The sequence below is a fragment of the Bartonella sp. AP3QHHD genome (assembly GCF_042195765.1).
Lineage (GTDB): Bacteria > Pseudomonadota > Alphaproteobacteria > Rhizobiales > Rhizobiaceae > Bartonella.
The window spans coordinates 41,699-62,752 of sequence record NZ_JBHIPC010000035.1; the positions used below are offsets into that span (position 1 = coordinate 41,699).

At 37.6% G+C, this 21,054-nt stretch carries 20 protein-coding genes; 6 read left to right on the plus strand and 14 right to left on the minus strand.

Translation table 11 applies throughout. The features are described 5' to 3' along the window. The first annotated feature begins 322 nt into the window (after window positions 1-322). The 4 genes from ACFIL7_RS01830 (at window position 323) to ACFIL7_RS01845 (ending at window position 3,433) form a co-directional block, all read left to right on the plus strand. Window positions 323-1,075 (plus strand): transporter substrate-binding domain-containing protein, encoded by a 753-nt coding sequence (locus ACFIL7_RS01830; protein WP_375632791.1) that lies wholly within the window; start codon window positions 323-325, stop codon window positions 1,073-1,075. A gap of 78 nt (window positions 1,076-1,153) precedes the next feature. After that, the gene (locus tag ACFIL7_RS01835; protein ID WP_375632790.1) at window positions 1,154-1,876 is read left to right on the plus strand and encodes an ABC transporter permease; all 723 of its coding nucleotides are present in this window, start codon (window positions 1,154-1,156) and stop codon (window positions 1,874-1,876) included. Then, window positions 1,873-2,580 (plus strand): ABC transporter permease, encoded by a 708-nt coding sequence (locus ACFIL7_RS01840; protein WP_375632788.1) that lies wholly within the window; start codon window positions 1,873-1,875, stop codon window positions 2,578-2,580. Before ACFIL7_RS01835 ends, ACFIL7_RS01840 begins: the two co-directional genes overlap by 4 nt. 79 nt (window positions 2,581-2,659) lie before the next feature. Next, window positions 2,660-3,433, plus strand: coding sequence for an amino acid ABC transporter ATP-binding protein (locus tag ACFIL7_RS01845; RefSeq protein ID WP_375634730.1), 774 nt, complete (start codon window positions 2,660-2,662; stop codon window positions 3,431-3,433). A 20-nt stretch (window positions 3,434-3,453) separates the two neighbouring features. Here ACFIL7_RS01845 and lpxB read toward each other — a convergent pair whose 3' ends face one another. The 13 genes from lpxB to ACFIL7_RS01910 all read right to left on the minus strand — a co-directional run bounded on the left by lpxB (window position 3,454) and on the right by ACFIL7_RS01910 (window position 17,531). Continuing rightward, a complete protein-coding gene (gene lpxB, locus ACFIL7_RS01850) occupies window positions 3,454-4,650 on the minus strand; it encodes a lipid-A-disaccharide synthase (protein ID WP_375634731.1) in 1,197 nt (398 codons plus the stop codon). Beyond that, window positions 4,643-5,515 (minus strand): LpxI family protein, encoded by an 873-nt coding sequence (locus tag ACFIL7_RS01855; protein WP_375632782.1) that lies wholly within the window; start codon window positions 5,513-5,515, stop codon window positions 4,643-4,645. Before ACFIL7_RS01855 ends, lpxB begins: the two co-directional genes overlap by 8 nt. Window positions 5,516-5,517: 2 nt before the next feature. Further along, complete coding sequence (gene lpxA / locus ACFIL7_RS01860) at window positions 5,518-6,342, minus strand: acyl-ACP--UDP-N-acetylglucosamine O-acyltransferase (RefSeq protein ID WP_375609506.1); 825 nt, start codon at window positions 6,340-6,342, stop codon at window positions 5,518-5,520. A 24-nt stretch (window positions 6,343-6,366) separates the two neighbouring features. Next, window positions 6,367-6,834 carry a 3-hydroxyacyl-ACP dehydratase FabZ gene (fabZ, locus tag ACFIL7_RS01865; RefSeq protein ID WP_375683281.1) on the minus strand — a complete coding sequence of 156 codons (468 nt, stop codon included), beginning with the start codon at window positions 6,832-6,834 and terminating at the stop codon, window positions 6,367-6,369. Window position 6,835: 1 nt separating this feature from the next. Next, the gene (gene lpxD / locus ACFIL7_RS01870; RefSeq protein WP_375612127.1) at window positions 6,836-7,882 is read right to left on the minus strand and encodes a UDP-3-O-(3-hydroxymyristoyl)glucosamine N-acyltransferase; all 1,047 of its coding nucleotides are present in this window, start codon (window positions 7,880-7,882) and stop codon (window positions 6,836-6,838) included. A 65-nt stretch (window positions 7,883-7,947) separates the two neighbouring features. After that, entirely contained in the window at window positions 7,948-10,344 is a 2,397-nt protein-coding gene (gene bamA / locus ACFIL7_RS01875) for an outer membrane protein assembly factor BamA (protein ID WP_375632780.1), read from the minus strand. Window positions 10,345-10,547: 203 nt separating this feature from the next. Continuing rightward, a complete protein-coding gene (locus ACFIL7_RS01880) occupies window positions 10,548-11,696 on the minus strand; it encodes an RIP metalloprotease (protein WP_375634732.1) in 1,149 nt (382 codons plus the stop codon). Between the two features lie 15 nt (window positions 11,697-11,711). Continuing rightward, entirely contained in the window at window positions 11,712-12,527 is an 816-nt protein-coding gene (locus ACFIL7_RS01885) for a phosphatidate cytidylyltransferase (protein ID WP_375613469.1), read from the minus strand. 719 nt (window positions 12,528-13,246) lie between these two features. Beyond that, entirely contained in the window at window positions 13,247-13,807 is a 561-nt protein-coding gene (frr, locus tag ACFIL7_RS01890) for a ribosome recycling factor (RefSeq protein ID WP_375632774.1), read from the minus strand. Window positions 13,808-13,844: 37 nt separating this feature from the next. Continuing rightward, window positions 13,845-14,564 carry a UMP kinase gene (gene pyrH / locus ACFIL7_RS01895; RefSeq protein ID WP_273790666.1) on the minus strand — a complete coding sequence of 240 codons (720 nt, stop codon included), beginning with the start codon at window positions 14,562-14,564 and terminating at the stop codon, window positions 13,845-13,847. 157 nt (window positions 14,565-14,721) lie between these two features. Then, complete coding sequence (tsf, locus tag ACFIL7_RS01900; RefSeq protein ID WP_375683282.1) at window positions 14,722-15,645, minus strand: translation elongation factor Ts; 924 nt, start codon at window positions 15,643-15,645, stop codon at window positions 14,722-14,724. A 102-nt stretch (window positions 15,646-15,747) separates the two neighbouring features. Next, on the minus strand, window positions 15,748-16,527 hold the full coding sequence (rpsB, locus tag ACFIL7_RS01905; RefSeq protein ID WP_273788135.1) for a 30S ribosomal protein S2: 780 nt from the start codon (window positions 16,525-16,527) through the stop codon (window positions 15,748-15,750). 167 nt (window positions 16,528-16,694) lie between these two features. Then, complete coding sequence (locus ACFIL7_RS01910; RefSeq protein ID WP_375643166.1) at window positions 16,695-17,531, minus strand: cell envelope integrity EipB family protein; 837 nt, start codon at window positions 17,529-17,531, stop codon at window positions 16,695-16,697. A gap of 145 nt (window positions 17,532-17,676) precedes the next feature. On the opposite strand from ACFIL7_RS01910, the gene ACFIL7_RS01915 reads away from it, so the two are divergent. Continuing rightward, window positions 17,677-18,138 carry a RidA family protein gene (locus tag ACFIL7_RS01915; protein WP_375607219.1) on the plus strand — a complete coding sequence of 154 codons (462 nt, stop codon included), beginning with the start codon at window positions 17,677-17,679 and terminating at the stop codon, window positions 18,136-18,138. Between the two features lie 134 nt (window positions 18,139-18,272). Further along, a complete protein-coding gene (locus ACFIL7_RS01920; RefSeq protein ID WP_375632769.1) occupies window positions 18,273-18,695 on the plus strand; it encodes an HIT family protein in 423 nt (140 codons plus the stop codon). Between the two features lie 7 nt (window positions 18,696-18,702). On the opposite strand, the gene clpA is transcribed toward ACFIL7_RS01920, so the two are convergent. Continuing rightward, a complete protein-coding gene (gene clpA / locus ACFIL7_RS01925; RefSeq protein ID WP_375632768.1) occupies window positions 18,703-21,054 on the minus strand; it encodes an ATP-dependent Clp protease ATP-binding subunit ClpA in 2,352 nt (783 codons plus the stop codon).

The window sequence follows — 21,054 nt, forward strand, 5'->3', positions numbered from 1 at the left end:
TCTAAACATTTTGTAGAATCTAATGACAACAATAAGGTTGTATTTTTACCGTATCAAAATCTAATTTTTTTATGTTCAAATTTAATAGCCTTATTTTCAAGAAAAATCCTCAGTTTTTACTCATGAAATGATTCAAATCAATCATTTCGTGAAAATTAAGCTATCATACAAGCAATAAGATATTTATTCTTTTTTTATCAATAATGCCCAACATAATGATCTAAAATAAACATCAATAAATTTTTGAATTGCTCCCAAAAAGCTTACGGATTATAAAAACATAATGATTTCATATTGCCCGCTTATCCAATAGGAGAACATCATGAAACTATTAGCAGGAGCTCTTATAATAAGCGCCGCACTATTCACCCAATTGGCTGATGCGAAAACATTAAAAATTGCGAGTGAAGGCACCTATCCTCCCTTCAGTTATATTGACTCAAATAATAAATTGCAGGGACTTGATATTGATATATCTTATGCACTCTGTAAAAAAATGAATGTTGATTGTACTATTGTTACACAAGACTTCGAGGGAATGATCCCTGGACTTATTGCAAAAAAATATGATGCTATCATTGCTTCCCTCTCTCTCACACAAGAGCGTTTACAAAAAATTGACTTTACAGATCCTTACTACGATACAGCACTGGCTGTTATTGTTACCAAAGCTTCGGGAATTAAAGAAATCTCGACAAAGGACTTTAGAGGTAAAAATCTTGGTGTGCAATCAAATACAACACAAGCTTTCTATGCAGAAGATCATTTTGCCTCTGAAGAGGTGAAAATAAAACTCTATCCTTCCACAATAGAAGTGAATCGTGATCTTTTAAATCATCGACTTGATGTGATTATTGTTGATAAATTACAAGCATTAAATTGGCTTAAAAATGAAGGAAAAGATTGTTGTCTCCTCTTGGGAACTCTAGAAGAAACAAGATTTCCTGTTGCAATTGCAGTCCGTCAAAATAATAATGATCTTAAAAATAAGTTCAATGAAGCAATAAAAGAAATCCGTTTGGATGGAACTTATGAAAAAATTATGAGAAAATATTTTACAAGTGATGTTTATTAAATATCAATATGATATTTAATAAAACCCGTTGGTTATTGCTAAAAAATATTATCTAACTCTTTCATGAGGAATATAAGAATGATTGAAAATTTAGCATTGCTATCATTTAGCAATGGTGGATGGGGAGCAGTTATACTTTCCAGTGCAGGAATGACTTTGTCATTGGCATTATGTTGTGGACTTCTAGGATTTCCTCTAGGACTTCTCAATGCAGTGATGATTCGATCCAATATTAAGATGGCCAAAGCTATGGCACGCCTCTTTTCAACGATATTTCGTGGGCTACCAGAGCTTTTAACTTTGTTTTTAGTTTACTACGGATTACAAAGCCTTATTCAAAATTTATTTGACTATTTTAGTTTTGAAATCATGTTCAGTATCAATGCTTTTGTTGCTGGTGTTCTTGCCCTTAGTATGGTTCTTGCAGCTTTTTCTTGTGAAGTTTGGCTTGGAGCATTTAATATTTTTGATAAAGGTCAATATGAAGCAGCTAAAGCTTTAGGGCTTTCACGGTCAACCACATTTTTTCGTATTGTCTTCCCTCAGCTCATCCGAAATGCCTTGCCAGGACTTTCTAATAATTGGCTTACTTTACTGAAAGATACATCCCTTGTTTCTACCATCGCGCTTGTTGACCTCATGCGACAAACGAATCTAGCTGTCGCTGCTACCAATAAACCCATGCTATTTTATTTTGTAGCATGCTTACTCTATTTGTTATTTTCAGCGGTTTTTACTGCAATCTTACGCTATTTGGAAACATACACTCAAATAGGCTATAAAAAGGTGCTAGGTCAATGATTCCTGAGTGGCTTTATTTTCTTTTTAATCCTGATCTTTTAAGTCATTATGGACCAAAATTTATTAATGGCTTTATTGTTACTGTTGAACTTGTTTCTATTTCTTGTTCTCTAGGACTTTTTCTTGGTATGCTTATCGCTTTTGCACGTCTATCAGAGAATACATTTTTACAATATTTTGCAAATGCTTATGTCTATTTTTTCCGTGGCTCTCCTTTATTAGCTCAACTCTTTCTTTTTTATTATGGGCTTGGTTCAATGAACAGTTTTTGGCAACAAGTGGGGCTATGGTGGTTTTTTCAAAACGCGTGGTATTGTTGTCTTTTTATTTTTACACTCAATTCTGCTGCCTATCAATCTGAGATCTTTAAAGGAAGTTTTCTATCCGTAACAACTGGACAACGCGAAGCATCAAAAGCTTTAGGTTTAAGCAACTCTGTCACATTTTTTAGAGTTATTCTTCCACAAGCAATGATTGTAGCATTACGCCCCCTAGGAAATGAGTTGATTTTAATGATTAAATCCAGTGCTGTTGCCTCACTTATTACTGTTTATGATTTAATGGGGGTTGCTAAACTCGCTTATTCACGGACTTTCGATTTTCAAGTTTACGTTTGGGCTGCTCTTATCTATCTCTTTATCGTTGAACTCATTCATCGTTTTATTGTTTTTATCGAGCAGCGCCTCACTCGATATTTACGGTAAATAAAATGATCATAAAAAACTTTACCAAACCAAAATGTTGAATTAATCAAGTTCTTCATCAATGAAAGAATAAAATAAGATGAATTTGAAAAATAATAAATCGATCTCTCCCAGTAAAAAACCAGTGATCTCTATTCGAAATCTAAATAAATGGTATGGAAACTTTCAGGTCCTACATGATATCAACTTTAATGTTCAAGCTGGTGAACATATCGTTATTTGTGGACCATCCGGATCAGGAAAATCAACGTTAATTCGTTGCATTAATCAATTAGAACAAGCACAAAAAGGTTCAATCTGTATCCATAACGTTGATATCCATACTGCACCTATACAACAGCAAAAAAATGTTCTTCGTAAGATAGGAATGGTCTTTCAGAACTTTAATTTATTTCCCCACATGAGCGTTATACAAAATTGTATTTTAGCACCTATGACAGTTCAGGGACTTTCCAAACAACAAGCAAAAGAACGGGCAATTCGTTACTTAACGCATGTTGGTATTGAAAAACACTGTGAAAAATATCCTTTACAACTTTCTGGTGGGCAACAACAACGTGTTGCGATTGCCCGTGCACTTTGTATGGAACCTGAAGTCATGCTTTTTGATGAACCAACCTCTGCTCTTGATCCAGAAAGTGTGGGAGAAGTTTTGGAAGTGATGGCTCGATTGGCCGATACAGGGATCACAATGCTTTGTGTTACCCATGAAATGGGCTTCGCACGTAAAGTCTCAGAAAGAATACTCTTTCTAGAAAATGGAAAAATTGTTGAAGATGCAGCCTCTGAAGAATTTTTTACCAATCCTAAAAGCCAACGTGCTTGTAATTTTCTTGCTAAAATTAAATATTAATCATTAAAATATTGCTTTATTTATACAATTTTATTCCTGCTTTTTAAAATAGTGATAATTGTTTGTGCGCCAACAACCCCCGATGGTACTTCAGTTTTCATTTTCTGTTCTACCATCTCAAAGGAATCAAGTTGTGCCTGTCGCAATAAAGGATTAGCCAAAAGTTGTTCTACCTGTCTTGCTAACATGCCAGGACGGATTAATTCATTCAAATATTCCGAAACAATAGGCTTATCAGCAATAATATTTGGAAGAGCAGCACTCCATAACATCATTTTAGGAAAAATAAATAATTTAGAAAAGAAATCAAGTTTATAGCAAAGAACCATAGGAACTTTTGCTAAGGCTAATTCAAGTGAAACAGTTCCATGTGCAGCAAGAGCAACATCTGCTTGTGCAAAAGCACGCCATTTTTCATCTTCACCAACTACAATTTCTATCTTGCTTTTCCAGCCCTGCACAAAGTCCCGGATTCTATCTACCAAATGAGGTAAGGTTGGTAAAATAATACGTAAATGAGGAATACGTTGTACAAGAATCTCTACTGTTTCTCGAAAAATAGGCATTAAGGAACGAATTTCTGAATTGCGTGATCCTGGCAAAATAACTAATGTAGGCGATAATGTTTGTGTATCGATCAAATTTCTTTGTTCTAATTGGCTTTTTTTTTCTGACTGAATTCTCAAAAGGGGAGGATATGTCAAAAGACGATGTCCAACATAAGTCGTGGCAGGGCCTCCCAAATCTTGCATAATCTTTTCTTCAAAAGGAAAAACCGCTAAAACATGATCAACAAATCCACACATAGCTTTTGCACGCTCTGGCCTCCATGCCCAAACGGTTGGTGCAATATATTTAATGATAGGAATAGAAGGCGCTAAAGCACGTACCTTTTTTGCAATACGATGCGTGAAATCAGGACTATCAATAATAATTAAACAATCAGGTTGTTCTTGTGCAATAAATTTGGATAAATTGCGAATATGTAGCAACAACAATGGTAGTTTTTTCAACACCTCCTTTAAACCTATTAAAGCAATATCATGGGAATCAAAAAAGCTTTTTAAGCCTAATGCCTTTAAATGGCTCCCCCCAACACCAATCAAATGAATATTGCATCCTATCTGTTGTAATAAACAAGAAATTAGATCGGCCCCAAGTAAATCACCAGATTCCTCACCTGAAACCACTGCAATCTTTAAGAAACAATTATTCATGACCAAACTTTTCAAATGTCTCTATAAATAAAGAATATTTGTTGGCTTTTTCTATTGTTGTTTTCACCGATAATATTAGACTTCTATTTGCCTCCACCGCAACACCAGATAAACCACTCTTTGCAATATTCATTATTGTCGCGGGCCCAATTGATGGCAAATCAACGCGATTATCCTGTTGTGGTTTTGCGCATTTTACAAGAATGCCACCTTTAAGGGGAATTTGCCCTCTTTCTCGCATTTCACAAATACGCCACAACATATTATCAGTTCCCTCAGCGCCCTCTAGAGCAACCACCCTTCCTTGAACAACGACAACGGCTTGCCCGATATCTAATTGACCTAAAAGCTTTGCTGCTTCTACTGCTAAAAAAATATCTTTTTTCTCTTTTGGAGTAGCGCGCCGTACTGTTAAATTAAATTCTATGGGAGCTAAAAGATCTGGGACTATTTCGTGAGCACCGATAACACAAAAACCGTGTGCTTCAATAACCCGTATAAAAGCTTTTAATAACGCATCGTCTCCCCTCTTCAAAGCTCCGATTAAATTAGGAAGAGCTAAAAATGTTGTCCAGTCCAGTCGCAATTGTTTAAGAAGTGGACGCTTTTTCACACCACCTGCCAAAACAACATTATATACACCAGCCTCTTTTAAAATTTTAACGAGTCGTGCTAACTCTACAATTGATAGCTCGCAATGCTCATAGCGATAAAGAACAGAATCTGCCTCACCATGCAAAAGCACAAGAAAAGGATTTTCTCCATTCTTCTCAAGAGTCTGCGCAACAGTAATCGGTAGAACACCATTTCCTGCTATAATAGCAGTACGGCCGGAAAGAAAACTTCTGGCTCCCCAAATAGGCATTTTTAATCCTTATGTTCTTTTATTCTAACACCTTCAAATTTTGGTGTACAATAAAAACGCTTTCCTTCTTCTTTAATAAAATTAACAACTTCAGAAACAGACTGAGAAGAAGAATAGAAAGAAGCAACATCACTGACACGCTCTTTAAATGGTTTGCTATGATCAAAAAGCATAGCAACCGCATGACGGAGTGCATGAATATCTTGACGCTCAAGTCCTGCACGCTTCATACCAATAATATTGAGTCCAGCAAGTTTTGCCTGCACACCAACAGCTGTTCCATAAGGTATCAGATCACCAACCAGTGCAGATACGCCGCCGATAAATGCATGATGTCCAACACGAACAAATTGATGAACAGCAGCACCACCACCAATAATCACATAATCACCAATAGTAACATGACCAGCAATCATTGCGTTATTGGCAAATGTTACATGATTGCCTACATAACAATCGTGAGCGATATGCGCATAACAAAAAAATTGGCAATTATCACCAACAACTGTCATTCCTACACTCGAATCGGAGCCCCTATGCATTGTTACACCTTCACGAATCGTACAATTCTTACCAATAAAAAGAGTTGTAGCCCCTCCTTTATGTTTATTATTTTGCGGATCTGCCCCCAAAACGGCATGAGAAAATACTTTACTCTTGGCTCCTAACGTTGTCTTTCCCATTATTACAACATGACTTGTCAAACTACATTCATCACCAATAACAGCCTCTGAACTAATATGGCAAAATGGTCCAACGCGTACATTCTCACCAAGCTGCGCTCCCTTCTCAACAAGAGCAGTTGGATGGATTTTCGTACCGGACATTTTTAAATTCCCATCAAATATCGTTTATTCTTCTTCGACAATCATCGCAGCAATTTCTGCTTCAGCGACGCGGACATCTTCTACTTTTGCAACACATGAAAAACGTCTCATACCAGATCTTTTTTTCAAAAGCTGAACATGAATCTTGAGCTGATCACCAGGCATAACCGGCTTACGAAATTTCGCATTATCAACCGTCATAAGGTAAACTAAATTTGTTTGCTTATTGCCTAAATTTAAAAGCGCTATTGCTCCTGCCGTTTGTGCCATAGCTTCTAAAATCAAAACTCCAGGCATAACAGGCTTTGAGGGAAAATGTCCTATAAAATGTGGCTCGTTAATCGTTATATTTTTAATACCAATCGCTTCTTGTTCACCATCAATATCAATTATACGATCAATTAATAAAAATGGATAACGGTGCGGTAATATTGATAATAGTTTTTCAATATCGACAGTCTCTAAGTTTTTAGTTTTTTCACTGCTGATCATATCAGCGTTTCTCCTTTTTAACTTTTCCCATACTGCGCAAGGCCGCTACTTCACGAAACCATTGTTTAAATGGTCGCGCTGGACTACCTCCCCATTTTTCGCCATCCGGAATGTCATTCATAACACCACTACGAGCAGCAATCTGAACAGATTTACCTATTATGATGTGATCAGCTACTCCCACACTTCCGCCAAGCTGAGACATATCCCCTATAGATGTACTTCCCGCAATGCCACATTGAGCGGCAATAAGACAATAGCGGCCAATTTTTACATTGTGGGCAATTTGTACAAGATTATCAATCTTGCTTCCTTCACCAATAACAGTATCTTGAAATGTCCCACGATCAATTGTCGTGTTCGCACCAACTTCTACACCATCCTCAATAATAACGCGACCAAGCTGTGGAATTTTCTCGATTCCAGAAACGCCCCCAACATAACCAAAACCATCTTGCCCAATGCAAACACCAGGATAAAGCTGAACCTTATCACCTATTATAGAACACTGAACTGTTACCTTAGGAGCAATATAGCAGTCACATCCAATACGGCAATTTTCACCGATAACAGCTGTGGATGAAATAAGAGTTCCTGCTCCAATCTCAACATTTTTACCAATAACAGCTCCCGCTTCAATACACACATCATGTGCCAACTTAGCCGTTGGATGAATATGCGCATGCGATGAAATCCCCTTCTGCCCCAACCAAGGCATTGGCTTGACAGAATCTGGAAACAAAATACGACCAATCTGAGCAAAGTCACGCTGTGGTGTGGATGTCACCAAAATTGCCATAGTCTCGGGAACTTTAAAAACAATCTCATTCGTACACAAAACAGCAACAGCAGAACTGTCCAGTAAAGCATCAGAAAACTTCCGATGCTCTACAAAAACAAGCGAACCTTCCACAGCACTCTCAAGTGAAGAAAGAGTATTGATAACTTTATGAGAAAACTCTGGATTAAGAAGCTTTGCACCCGTCAACTCAGCAGCATTTGCAACTGTCAATCGTCGGGACGGCGTAAAAAAAAATGTATCCGCCATCAAAACACTTTCTCTCCCAGCTTAAGCTATTCTCTTCAAGTTTTTCCTTCTTAAAATCGCTCAAATCAGAACTTCGTAGAAATACCAAAGTTCAATTGTTGCAAACGATCACCTTCCTGCTTCGTTATTGGCCAAGCATAATCAAAACGCAAAGGACCAAACGGAGAATCCCACATCAAACTCACACCTGCAGATGAACGCCAAGCACTTTTTGTATTGGTAACAGACGGTTCACCCTTAAAAACGGCTTTATAATTATTGCCATAAAGCGTGGCAATATCCGCAAATAAAGCACCGCGCAACCCAAATCCTTCAGGCACGACAGGGATAGGGAACTGTACTTCAGCAGTCGCATTCATATATGTCGTTCCCCCCAAGAAATAAACCTCACCCTTACTGGAAACCTGACGCGGACCTATTCCATTATATTTGAACCCTCGAATCATATCAGAATTTACTTTAAACATATCGAAAATACGAACACCATCTCGGCCCATTCCGTGGATATAACCACCCCCAAAGGAAAGCAAACCAACGATATCCTTCTGGTCAGAAAGAGTCTTGTACATCATCGCCTTACCCGTGGTCTTCAAGAACTTTGCACTCCCACCAAGCCCTGCATATTCCTGAAGCAGATGCACGTACCACCCATCATGAGGGGATCTCACATCATCAATCGTATTATAGGTGAAACCATAACTAATTGATGAACGTTTCCAAGGGCTGTGTTTTGCAGCTTGAACAATCGCACCAGAATATTTCCCATATAATTCTATTATGTCACTCTCTTTGTCAAAATCATACTCTCCGCCAAAATCATATTCTTCCTGCACATAAGAATAAGCTACATTAGCAGATAATTGATTATTAATAGGTAACGAAAACCGCAGCGACCCACCTGTCTGCCGTACATCATAGGCTTTATCAGCACGATAAGTACTACGAAAAACATCAACGCCAGCAGATAAACGATACCCTAAGAAATAAGGATCAACAAATGATAAATTATAATTACGAGATTTTTCTTGCCCCGCACCTAATCCTAAACGAACATATTGACCACGTCCCCCAAGATTACGTTCAGTAACAGAAACTTCAAGTGACATACCAGGACTTGTTCCCCCTGTTGTATACCCTCCAGAAAGAGAGAGATCTCCTGTTGAAGCTTCAACGACATCTATTACCAAAACAACTTGGTCAGATTGATCTGTAGGAACCATTGAAATATTAACGGCTTTGAAGAAACCTAAACTTTCTAGACGACGTTTTGCCCGCTGTAATAAAGTTTGATTGTAAGCATCTCCTTCGTTTAAATCAATCTCACGGCGAATGACGTAATCACGCGTTTTCTCATTGCCACGTATATCAATACGTTGAATATAAGCACGTGTACCCTGTTCAATATTATATAAAATTGAAATTGTATGATTTGCTAAATTACGATTTCCCCGCGGTTCAACTTTAGCAAAAGCATATCCCGAATCAGCAACTTTGTTATTAATAGTTGCAACAGACTGTTCAATATCTTCTGCACTATAAACATTACCTGGCTGGGTTTTAAGTATCCTTTTCACAGATTGAACGTCAATTCCATCAACATCACTTTCAACCTGAATATCGCTAATTTTATAGAGTGCACCCTCATCAAGAACGAAAGAAATTTTATACGTATTGCTTGCTGCATCAAAAGTTGCTTTAGAAGAGACTACACGAAAATCTGCATAACCACGGTTATAATAAAAGCGACGTAAAGCTTCTTCATCAACAGCGAGGCGCTCTTCACTGTAAACATCACCTCCCAACAACTTCGAAAAAATTCCTGAAGTTTTTGTTGAAATCACATCACGCAAACGGCGACTTCCAAAGACACTATTGCCCTTAAAAGTGATATCACCAATCTTTGTTTTTTTCCCTTCAACGACATTAAATACCACATTAACCCGCCCTTTTCCAAGGTTAATCGTTTGAACGTTAACAGTGATATTATTACGACCAAGAGTTTTATAAGCCTCACGAATTGTATTTATATCAGCAGAAAGCTTCGCAGAATTAAAAGGCTCATTCGGTTTTAAAGAAATAAACCGCTTAAGATCTGGGTCTTTAAAAGATTTATTTCCTTGAAACAATATTTGATTGACAACCTCATATTCTTTTACGAATACAACCAATTTATCACCCACCGGATTTATTTTAACATCATAAAATAAACCCAATTCGAAAAGGTTCTTCACAGCACTATCAACATCACCACTGGAAACACCTTGCCCAACCTTAATCCCCATATTGTCTCGAATCGCCTGAGAACTTACAAACTTATTCCCACGAACCTCAATAGAGCGGACTACAGACGCTTGTATTTCTCCGACCGCAGCAATTGACATAAAAACCGTTGCTGGGGCAATCATCCCCATCTTTAACACCAATACAGATGCTGCATTTAAAAACTTTGAATTCGTAGTCATTGGCTTTTTTACCTTACTCTCGTTCCTTAGACATGATGCCTTAAAAAGCTAACTGCCATAACAACCTTTTTACAGCGAGACTTTTCATTCCTTAATTACTCATTATAATGTACAATGCCACAACATTTTGTAGACATGGTAAACAACCTTCAATTTGTTTTTGCTATTATTACTTAATTTATAAAGCGTTTTCCATAATTTAATTAGCTAAACCAACAAAAATAATCATTAAAAAAGACAAAGATCATAAAAAGGAAAAGAATGGAAAAACCTAAACGAAAAACGATTCCCTGAATTTTAGCAGATATTTTCCTCCCAGTAATGACCTCAATGACATGCAATAAAAGATGCCCACCGTCAAGCGGTAGAATCGGAAAAAGGTTAATAAGCCCAACACTTATTGAAAGAAAAGCTGCTAAATTCAATAAAGAGATAAAACCTGTCTCGCTCACTTTCCAAGCAATTTTAACGGTTTTAGAAGGTCCACTTAGCCGACAACGATCCTCTTTGCCTCCTATTAAACGACTCATAAAAAGAACGGTTTGAGTGGCGATAAACACAGTACGGTCTGACGCTTTTCTTACAGCTGTTACAAAACCATAGCGAATATGTTTTATATAAGTTGGATCTAAACGTGCAGGATTATTTAAATCAACAGGAACACCTACACCTATCATAGCACTTCGTGTTCGATTACCAAATCCATCATCTCGCTCAACGACTTTCGGGGTAATCATCGTTGTAAAGAATCGCCCCATGCGTTCTATTTTAAACTCTATGGGTTCTCTTCCGTGAAAAGCTACATAATTCATCAAATCTTCAAAGCTTTCAACCCGTCGCCCATCCATTTCAACAAAACGATCACCTAATTCCAAACCGGATTGAAGAGCAGGGCTATCTTTTACCAAAGAACCAACAACGGGCTCAATGGCTACACGACCATAGATAAAGAAAAAAAATGTTAGAATAACAACAGTAAAAAGGGCATTGAAGAAAGGACCGGCAAAAACAGTTGCTGCTTTTTTCCAAGCATGCGCACTAGCAAATGAACCATCAACAATCAGAGATGATTGGGATGATTCCGTATCGATTTTTTCCTCATCCCCAACAAATTTTACATAACCTCCTAAGGGGATAAGTGCTAAACGCCACTTCGTGCCATGCTTATCTGTACAACTCGCTATTTCTGGTCCAAATCCAAGCGAAAAAATTAACGCCTTAATACCACACCACCGACCAATGAGATAGTGCCCAAATTCGTGTACAAAAATGATAATCATAATGATGAAAAGAATACTCAAACTTCTTAAAAGAAAATCACCCATAGTGACGATATGATTTAAAAGTTCCAAACTATCTTCTCCCAATTAGATCATACTAAAAAGATTAAAAGGCGCATCCATATCAGACATAAATGAACCAATTAAATAAAGAAGAAAAGCTGCCCCTACCAATCCATCTATACGATCCATAAAACCACCATGTCCAGGCAATAAAGAACTAGAATCTTTAACAGAAAACCGTCTTTTGAGCCATGATTGCCCTAAATCACTCAATTGTGAAACAATTGACAAAACAAGTGTAAGGAGTGGCACAAAAAAACTGGCTAAATTTATATCAAAAAATCCAAAAGCAACCCATATACCACCGAAAACTCCGACAAATGTACCACCAAGTGCTCCTGACCATGTTTTATTAGGAGAAAATTGTGGTGCTAATTTAGGTCCCCCTAATGCACGTCCGATAAAATAACCACCAATATCTGTTCCCCACACTATCGTAAATAAGAAAATAACAACTTGGAACCCCAACATTTCATGATCCCGTAGAAAGCATAAAGCAACAACAGGAAAAGATGCATATAAAAAACCACAAAAAACCCAACCACTTTTTTTTATAGATATAATAGCTAATACTGTAGCTAAAACGATTAAAACACAAAAAATCAATGAAGCAGATACACTCAACACTAAAAAAAAGCCAAAGATTAAATAAAAGATACTTGCTAATATTTTTTGTAAAATACACCATTTCTCTTTAGTAATACTCATCCACTCATAAAGAACAAAACCGCCAATACACCATACAAATAAAAAAAAGAAGTTTCCTCCCAACCATGTTAGATACAACGCAATAATGCCAAAAACAAAAGCTGTCAGAATACGATAAACCAAATTAGACAAAACAACATCCAAACAATAAAAATAGAAAATACAAGCTCTAAAATTAACGCAAGAAAAACTCCCCTACGCAGTATTTTTATCTCATACCTGTATAATTTCTCTTATAATTTATCATAAATAATTCAGTCTACTAAGATAGCGCTTATGAAACTAATAATCAATGAAAACAGCTTCAAAAATCTCCGTCAAAATTATAAAATATTTTTTTAATATTTTCTCAAATATAAAATGAAAAAGCAGTTACCTCTGCCCCATACAAATTAACTAATAGAGGTTTCGTATAAAAACACTTTTCTATCAACTATTCGTCATTAAAAAACGAATTACGCCACATAACATCTGCTTGATCAATTATACTCACATGTTTTATAATGAGAAATAAGAGAAAGGTTAGGCTTGTTTTTTGCATTATATTCTTTCCCCAACCTTCATCTTAGAATATTTGAATAATTTCTAAATGCATTTTAACAAAGACGTGCTCAACTAAAAAACCGCACCATGCTGTTAAATAGTGTCTCCCAGCAAAGCGCATGATTTATCACGCAGACTAAAAAATTAAAACATCTGCCCTTTCAAATCAGTCTCTCCCATATCAAAATGATAGAATACCTTCCTGCATCACACCTTGCTACCACAGAGCACACCACTCCCTACAATTATCCCTAGAAACAATTTACAGGCTGGGAGTATAACATCCTTTTTCTAGCGACAAAATCGTCTTAAACGTGCATAATCTCAGATTCTTTTACGACTAAAATTTTATCAATATCAGCAATAGTTTCATCTGTGAGTTTTTGAACTTTTTCAGACAAACTATGGGCTTCATCTTGTCCAATTTCACCATCTTTTTCTAACTTTTTCAAATTGTCCAGACCATCCCGACGAACATGACGTGTAGCAACACGCGCTTGCTCTGCATAGTGATGCGCAATTTTTACAAGTTCTTTACGGCGCTCTTCATTCAACTCAGGCAAAGGAATACGTAAATTCGTACCATCAGTTATGGGATTTAAACCAAGACCAGAATCGCGAATAGCGCGCTCTACAGCTCCGACCATCGTTTTATCCCATACAGAAACAGAAAGCATCCGAGGTTCAGGAACAGAAATATTAGCAACCTGATTTATATGAACAACAGAACCATAAGATTCAACGGTCAACGGTTCTAATAAACTGGCCGATGCACGTCCAGTCCGCAAACCACCTAACTCATGTTTAAAAGCCGTAATGGCACCATCCATGCGACGTTTCAGATCATCCATAATTGATGTAACATTCATATTTCTGTCTCCTTCAATTGTCCTTTGAAGCTTACCCTTATTCCGATACTATTGTAAAGCGTCCTGTTCCATTCAAGACCTTAGCCAAACCGCCTTTTTCATGAATGGAGTACACAATAATCGGTACATTGTTCTCACGTGCTAAAGTGACCGCCGTTGAATCCATAACAGATAATCCCCATTGCAAAACTTCAACATGTGTTAATTGGTCAAAACGCTTAGCCGTAGGGTCTATTTTTGGATCTGCTGAATAAATACCATCAACTTGTGTTCCTTTAAGAAGGACATCCGCACCAATTTCTGCTGCACGTAAAGTAGCAGCAGAATCAGTGGTAAAAAATGGATTTCCTGTACCACCTGCAAAAATAACAACTTTTCCCTGATTCATATAAGCTATTGCTTTACGTTGCGAAAAACTTTCACAAATTTGTGGCATAGCAATCGCAGAGAGTACAACAGTTTCAACCCCTAATTTTGTCAAAGATGTTCGCAATGCTAAAGAGTTAATAGCAGTTGCAAGCATTCCCATATGATCACCTGTCACTCGGTCCCCACCATGCGAAGCAACAGCAACGCCACGAAAAATATTTCCCCCACCGATAACAACCGCAACTTCTATCCCCATTGTGCGCACTTCTGCAATATCAGCGGCAATACGGTCTACAACAGAAACATCAATGCCAAAATTCTGCCCTCCCATAAGAGCTTCACCAGAAGCCTTTAAAAGAATCCGTTTATACGGAAGTGCTAATGCCATTAATAATCTCCCCAAAAGCCCATTTACTTTTTGCTTTTGACATCACGAAGGGCACCACTTTTTTCACGTGACGCCCTCTCAACAATTACATTTTTCCCCTCAGAGATTCTACAACCAATGATATGACTTTAAATCTCTGATCAAGAGTTTGCAATAACTAGCCTTTTACAGCAGCAGCAACCTCTGCTGCAAAATCAGACTCCTCTTTTTCCACACCTTCACCTAATGCAAAACGAATAAAGCCTATAATTTTTGCTGGAGCACCTATTGATTTCTCAGCATCCTTTAAAGCAGCCTCAACAGTTATATCAGGATTCATAACAAAAGCTTGAGAAAGCAAAACAACCTCTTCAAAAAACTTACGCATACGCCCTTCTACCATTTTTTCAATGATATTTTCAGGTTTTCCAGACTGACGCGCTTGATCTGAAAAAATTGCTTTTTCTCGCTCAACAGCAGCAGCATCAACATCTTGTGCTGTAAGTGCTAATGGATTGGTTGCCGCAATATGCATCGCGACCTGCCGACCAAAAGCAAGAGCAGCCTCTTTATTTCCTGTTGTTTCAATCGCAACCAAAACACCAAGTTTTCCAAGCCCATCAGCCACACTATTGTGTATATAAGTCGCAACAACACCATTCTCAACGGACAATTTAGTGGAACGACGAAATGTTATATTTTCGCCAATTGTACCAATTGCATCTTTAATTGTAAGCTCTACAGTCTTCTCAGAACCTGGATAAAGAGAAACAGAAACAGATTCAACATCCCCTGACGTATCTAAGGCAGCAGTTGCTACTTTACGCACGATGTCTTGGAATCCATCATTGCGTGCAACAAAATCTGTTTCAGAATTAATCTCAACCAAAACTGCATGTGAATCTTTTGATACGACTCCGATTAATCCCTCAGCTGCTGTACGACCAGCCTTTTTATCTGCTTTAGCTATTCCTTTTTTACGAAGCCAATCAACAGCAGCTTCCATATCACCATTGGTCTCTGCTAGGGCGGCTTTACAGTCCATCATACCAGCGCCAGATAGTTCTCGAAGTTCTTTTACTTGTGCAGCAGTAATGCTCATATTTGCCTCTTTATTTTGTAACAGTGAAAGCGTGCAAAATCCCTCTGCACGCCTATAACTTCTTCTTTAGACAATAAAAGTACCTTAATTAGGCATTTTATATTATTCAGAAACTTCTGAAACTGCATTTTCTTCCAAAATAGGCTCCACAGGTGCATCAACTTGAGCTCCTAAATCGATACCCATTGCTCCTTGCTGGCGTGCAATACCATCAAGAGCAGCACGGGCAAAAAGATCGCAATAAAGAGAAATTGCACGTGAAGCATCGTCATTACCTGGTATTGGATGTGTTACGTCATCGGGATCACAATTGGTATCAATAATAGCAATCACTGGAATACCTAAACGTTTTGCTTCTTGGAGTGCAATATTTTCTTTATTCGTATCGATAACAAAGATAAGATCTGGAACAGAACCCATATCTTTAATACCACCAAGCGCACGATTAAGCTTTTCACGATCACGTTCAAGATTTAAACGTTCCTTTTTAGTAAAGCCTTGCGCTTCAGCAGCAAGAATTTTATCAAGCTTCCGCAAACGATGGATCGAATTGGAAATCGTTTTCCAGTTTGTGAGCATGCCGCCAAGCCAACGTGCATTAACGTAATACTGAGCGGAACGATTCGCCGCATCTGCGATAATGTCAGATGCTTGCCGTTTCGTACCAACAAAGAGAATACGACCACCACGCGCTACAGTATCTGAAACAAGTTTAAGTGCTTGGTGTAAAAGTGGAACGGTCTGAGCAAGGTCAATAATATGGATATTATTACGCTGACCATAAATATAGGGAGTCATTTTGGGATTCCAGCGATGAGTCTGGTGACCAAAATGCACACCAGCTTCTAAAAGCTGGTGCATAGTAAAATCGGGTAGTGCCATAAATCTTATCCTTTCCGGTTCAACCTCCGCGGAAAAAGCAGGAAGACCTGCTACCGGCGGATGCTTGCTAGAAGTTTCTCACAGATCATTTGCAAACACCCAGACTCCGCGTGTGGAATAGCGCAAACATACTAATATTTGATTCTTTTTCAAGTTATTTTCTTTAATCATTTAATATTTGCATTTTCACATTGATTAAGATCTTTTCCAAGTTCCAAGAATTCGAGACTGTTCAATTTTGCACGCACTGAAAAAGTTCCATAATCTATATGAAGATCACGCATGACACCATTCTCATGTAAGAGAAAACGGCTACGATAAACCGGCAAACCATCTTTATTTTCTCCATCATCAAAATAAGAAATTGTAACAGGCCAATATTCTTCTTCATCCAATTTTCTTACTTTTTCCGTTTCGCTATCAGATAAAAGCGTCTTCTTTTCCCCTATGACGATACTTTCTTTTATAACTTTATCTGCTTTATTTGTCCCATCAAATACAGTAACATTGTAAAAATGATCTCCTGCTTTTGCATGGCGGATAATATTTTTTAGTTGCATCATTGGAAATTCAGCCATTGCAAGCTTATACTCTTTTTCCTTTGGCTTTTTTAAGGTAACTGTAATACCATCTTGCGTACGCTCCGCAACTCCCTCGGCACGATGCACAACCTCTTCTCCCTCTTGATCTGTAATATTAAAACGAAATGTACGGCTGTCTCCTGTTTCATAACTCGTCGTCTGTTGATCCGTCAAACGTACTGGCATATCTTCAATGTAAACACGGCTAATGAAACGAAAACGTGTGCTATAGCCTTGGCATGCCGAACCAGCAAGCTCGTAAACCATTCGTCCTGACATCGCAGAAATTGTCATTTCATGAGAAACACTATCGAGATGAAAATCATAAATTGCTCGATGAGGCACAATAAAAATGGGCTCTTCAGCTCTCGCAGTACATAAAAAAACAATATATAAAACTATTATAAATAATGATCTAATCATTCCCAACTTCCGAACTTTATCCCCGTTGCATAACATCATACAATAAGGCAAAAAAGGCTAATTTCTCAATTAACCACACATTTTCTTAAATCAAAAAATAGATTATGCAATGAATATATTATAAAGCAGCTATGGAGTTAAAATTATGACCAATATGATTGAAAAAAACTTAGAAAAATTCGGGATCACTCTTCCTGAAGTAATCTCCCCCCTTGCCAATTACATCACCACTTCACAAAGTGGCAATCAACTCTTTATTTCTGGGCAACTTCCTCTTATTAATGGAAAACCAATAGCCATCGGTAAAGTTGGTGCAACTGTGAATACCGAACAAGCCCAAAAAGCATCTGAAGCTTGCGCTCTCAATATTCTCGCGCAACTCAAGGCAACTCTGGGTGACTTAAATAAAATAAAACGTGTGGTCAAAATTACTGTTTTTGTGGCTGTAGATTCTCATTTTACCGATATTCCTTTTGTTGCCAATGGAGCTTCTAATTTATTCGTCAATATCCTTGGTGAAATTGGAAAACACGCCCGTTCTGCTATTGGTGTTGCCTCTCTTCCTATGGATGTTCCTGTAGAAGTTGAAGCCATCATAGAAATCTAAACCTTCATTAAGACAGTGCATTATCCTAAATATAACTGAAGTCAAAATACTTCTTTGTCTTACACTCTGATAAACCTTGCATTTTTTCGTTTTTAAATTAGAATCTTAAACTTACGATAAAAGGAAATATTTGTATGAAACAAGCTTATGACAATAACAATATTTTTGCTAAATTGATTCGCAATGAAATCCCTTCTGTTCGTGTCTACGAAGATGATGATGTTATTGGATTTATGGATATCATGCCACAGGCACAAGGTCATACGCTGGTCATTCCTAAAAAAGGCTCTAGAAACTTACTTGATGCAGATCCTGAAACATTATTTCCTGTTATTAAAGCTGTTCAAAAAATTGCAAATGCTGTCAAAAAAGCCTTTCAAGCAGATGGCATAACTGTCATGCAATTTAATGAAGCAGCTAGTCAACAAACCGTCTATCACCTTCATTTTCATATTATACCACGTATGGAGGGAATAGAGCTTACCCCTCATAATGATATGGTAACGCCTCCAGAAATACTTGAAGAGAATGCAAAAAAAATCCGTGCAGCTTTATAACACACTCTTAAGTTGTTGTGCTTTTTTTCCTACACGTTTTTTTTGTAAAGTTTTCCATTTTACTTTTCTTTGAACTTACAGATATATCGGAAGATGAAATTTCTAACTGTAAGCTTTCTTTTTTACCATTTGATTTTTGTGTCAATACGCGAACGGTACCGCCATTGCGTAACTTTCCAAATAAAATTTCATCAGCTAATGGCTTTTTAATATATTCTTGTATAACACGCCCTAATGGGCGTGCTCCCATCTGAGAATCATATCCTTTATTAGAAAGCCATAAAGTTGCAGAAGGGCTTAATTCAAAACAAATTCCCCGATCAGCTAATTGTGCTTCAAGCTGAAAAATAAATTTTTGCACTATCTGATTGATGATTAAATGAGATAAAGGTGCAAACGGAATAATTGCATCTAACCGATTACGAAATTCTGGTGTAAATAACCGATTGATTGCTTCTATATCCTCACCATCACGATGTACTTTCCCAAATCCAATAGCTGATTTTGCCATATCTGAAGCACCAGCATTGGTTGTCATAATCAAAATAACATTGCGGAAATCAATTTTCTTACCATTATGGTCTGTTAATCTACCATAATCCATTACCTGCAATAAAATATTAAATAACTCTGGGTGCGCTTTCTCAATCTCATCTAGCAATAGAACTGCGTGAGGTTTCTGATCAACGGCATCTGTAAGGAGACCTCCTTGATCAAACCCTATATAACCTGGAGGTGCTCCGATTAAACGTGCTATCGTATGCCGTTCCATATATTCTGACATATCAAAACGCAATAATTCAATGCCTAAAGATGATGCAAGCTGTTTTGCAACTTCAGTTTTTCCTACACCTGTTGGTCCTGAAAATAAATAACTTCCTATTGGTTTATCCGGTTCGCGTAAACCTGCTCGCGCCAATTTTATGGATGAAACTAAGACGGAAATTGCCTGATCTTGACCATAAACAACATGTTTGAGTTCTCTTTCAAGCTTACTCAGTATCTTCTGATCATTCCGGGAAACTGTTTTTGGTGGAATTCTTGCAATTGTAGCAACAGTCGCTTCAATTTCTTTAACACCTATACTCTTCTTGCGTTGTTTTTGTGGCAAAAGCTTTTGCGCTGCGCCACTTTCATCAATAATATCAATTGCTTTGTCAGGTAACCTACGGTCAATTATATAACGTGAAGATAATTCTACAGATGCCTTCATCGCCTGATCTGTATATTTAATCTGATGAAAATCTTCAAAGTAAGGCTTCATCCCCTGCAAAATTTTAATCGCATCTGTAACAGAAGGTTCATTAATATCAATCTTCTGAAAACGACGCTCTAAAGCACGATCTTGTTCAAAGAATTTGCGATATTCTCTGTAAGTCGTCGAACCAATACATCGCATAGTTCCAGAAGATAACACAGGTTTCAAAAGATTTGCTGCATCCATATTTCCCCCTAATGTTGCTCCTGCTCCAATTAAGGTATGGATTTCATCAATAAATAAAATAGCATCTGGATACAGCTCAAACTCTTTAATAACTTGCTTTAAGCGTTCTTCAAAATCACCGCGATAACGTGTACCTGCAACAAGTCCCCCCATATCAAGAGAAAATATTGTTGCATTTGATAAAACTTCAGGCACTTGCCCATCAACAATGCGCTTTGCCAATCCCTCAATTATAGCTGTTTTCCCTACTCCAGGATCACCAACCAAAAGCGGATTGTTTTTTGACCTTCGACATAAAATCTGAATCATGCGTGAAATTTCTATTTCACGGCCAATTAATAAATCAATTTTTCCATTACGTGCTTTACAATTGAGATCAACACAATAATTCGTTAAAGCACTTGTTCCTCTTTCACCATTATCCGAAATCTGCTGATCTAATTGCTCTTCAAGTCCTTCAAGTAACATGGATAACCCATCATCACGCGTGACACCCTGTGAAATAAAACGTACAGCATCATAGCGTGTCATTCCCATCTCTTGAAGAAAATATGCTGCATGGCTTTCACGTTCAGAAAAAATTGCAACAAGAACATTTGCCCCCGATACTTCATCTTTTCCAGCTGATTGTGCATGAATCACCGCACGTTGGATAACACGCTGGAAAAAAGCTGTAGGCTTTGTATCCTCATCAGCTCTAATCTGTTCATCTAACTCTGAGCGAAGATAATTGGTTAAGCGCTCTCGCAATTCCTCCACATCTACTTGGCAAGCCTGAATAACGGAATTTGCATCGGCATCATCTAACAGCGCAAGTAGAAGATGCTCTAGTGTTGCATATTCATGCCGTGCTTGAGTAGCAATTGTTAATGCACGATGCAAAACCTCTTCAAGACTAGGTGTAAAAGATGGCAT

Bases quoted from the DNA above. Each gene is read 5' to 3' on its own strand.
- ACFIL7_RS01855 (WP_375632782.1), bottom strand. From the start codon at position 5,515: ATGCCTATTTGGGGAGCCAGAAGTTTTCTTTCCGGCCGTACTGCTATT.
- ACFIL7_RS01910 (WP_375643166.1), bottom strand. From the start codon at position 17,531: ATGATTAGATCATTATTTATAATAGTTTTATATATTGTTTTTTTATGT.
- tsf (WP_375683282.1), bottom strand. From the start codon at position 15,645: ATGAGCATTACTGCTGCACAAGTAAAAGAACTTCGAGAACTATCTGGC.
- ACFIL7_RS01830 (WP_375632791.1), top strand. From the start codon at position 323: ATGAAACTATTAGCAGGAGCTCTTATAATAAGCGCCGCACTATTCACC.
- ACFIL7_RS01835 (WP_375632790.1), top strand. From the start codon at position 1,154: ATGATTGAAAATTTAGCATTGCTATCATTTAGCAATGGTGGATGGGGA.
- rpsB (WP_273788135.1), bottom strand. From the start codon at position 16,527: ATGGCACTACCCGATTTTACTATGCACCAGCTTTTAGAAGCTGGTGTG.
- frr (WP_375632774.1), bottom strand. From the start codon at position 13,807: ATGAATGTTACATCAATTATGGATGATCTGAAACGTCGCATGGATGGT.
- lpxA (WP_375609506.1), bottom strand. From the start codon at position 6,342: ATGTCCGGTACGAAAATCCATCCAACTGCTCTTGTTGAGAAGGGAGCG.
- pyrH (WP_273790666.1), bottom strand. From the start codon at position 14,564: ATGGCATTAGCACTTCCGTATAAACGGATTCTTTTAAAGGCTTCTGGT.
- bamA (WP_375632780.1), bottom strand. From the start codon at position 10,344: ATGACTACGAATTCAAAGTTTTTAAATGCAGCATCTGTATTGGTGTTA.
- fabZ (WP_375683281.1), bottom strand. From the start codon at position 6,834: ATGATCAGCAGTGAAAAAACTAAAAACTTAGAGACTGTCGATATTGAA.
- clpA (WP_375632768.1), bottom strand. From the start codon at position 21,054: ATGCCATCTTTTACACCTAGTCTTGAAGAGGTTTTGCATCGTGCATTA.
- lpxD (WP_375612127.1), bottom strand. From the start codon at position 7,882: ATGGCGGATACATTTTTTTTTACGCCGTCCCGACGATTGACAGTTGCA.
- lpxB (WP_375634731.1), bottom strand. From the start codon at position 4,650: ATGAATAATTGTTTCTTAAAGATTGCAGTGGTTTCAGGTGAGGAATCT.
- ACFIL7_RS01840 (WP_375632788.1), top strand. From the start codon at position 1,873: ATGATTCCTGAGTGGCTTTATTTTCTTTTTAATCCTGATCTTTTAAGT.
- ACFIL7_RS01845 (WP_375634730.1), top strand. From the start codon at position 2,660: ATGAATTTGAAAAATAATAAATCGATCTCTCCCAGTAAAAAACCAGTG.
- ACFIL7_RS01920 (WP_375632769.1), top strand. From the start codon at position 18,273: ATGAAACAAGCTTATGACAATAACAATATTTTTGCTAAATTGATTCGC.
- ACFIL7_RS01915 (WP_375607219.1), top strand. From the start codon at position 17,677: ATGACCAATATGATTGAAAAAAACTTAGAAAAATTCGGGATCACTCTT.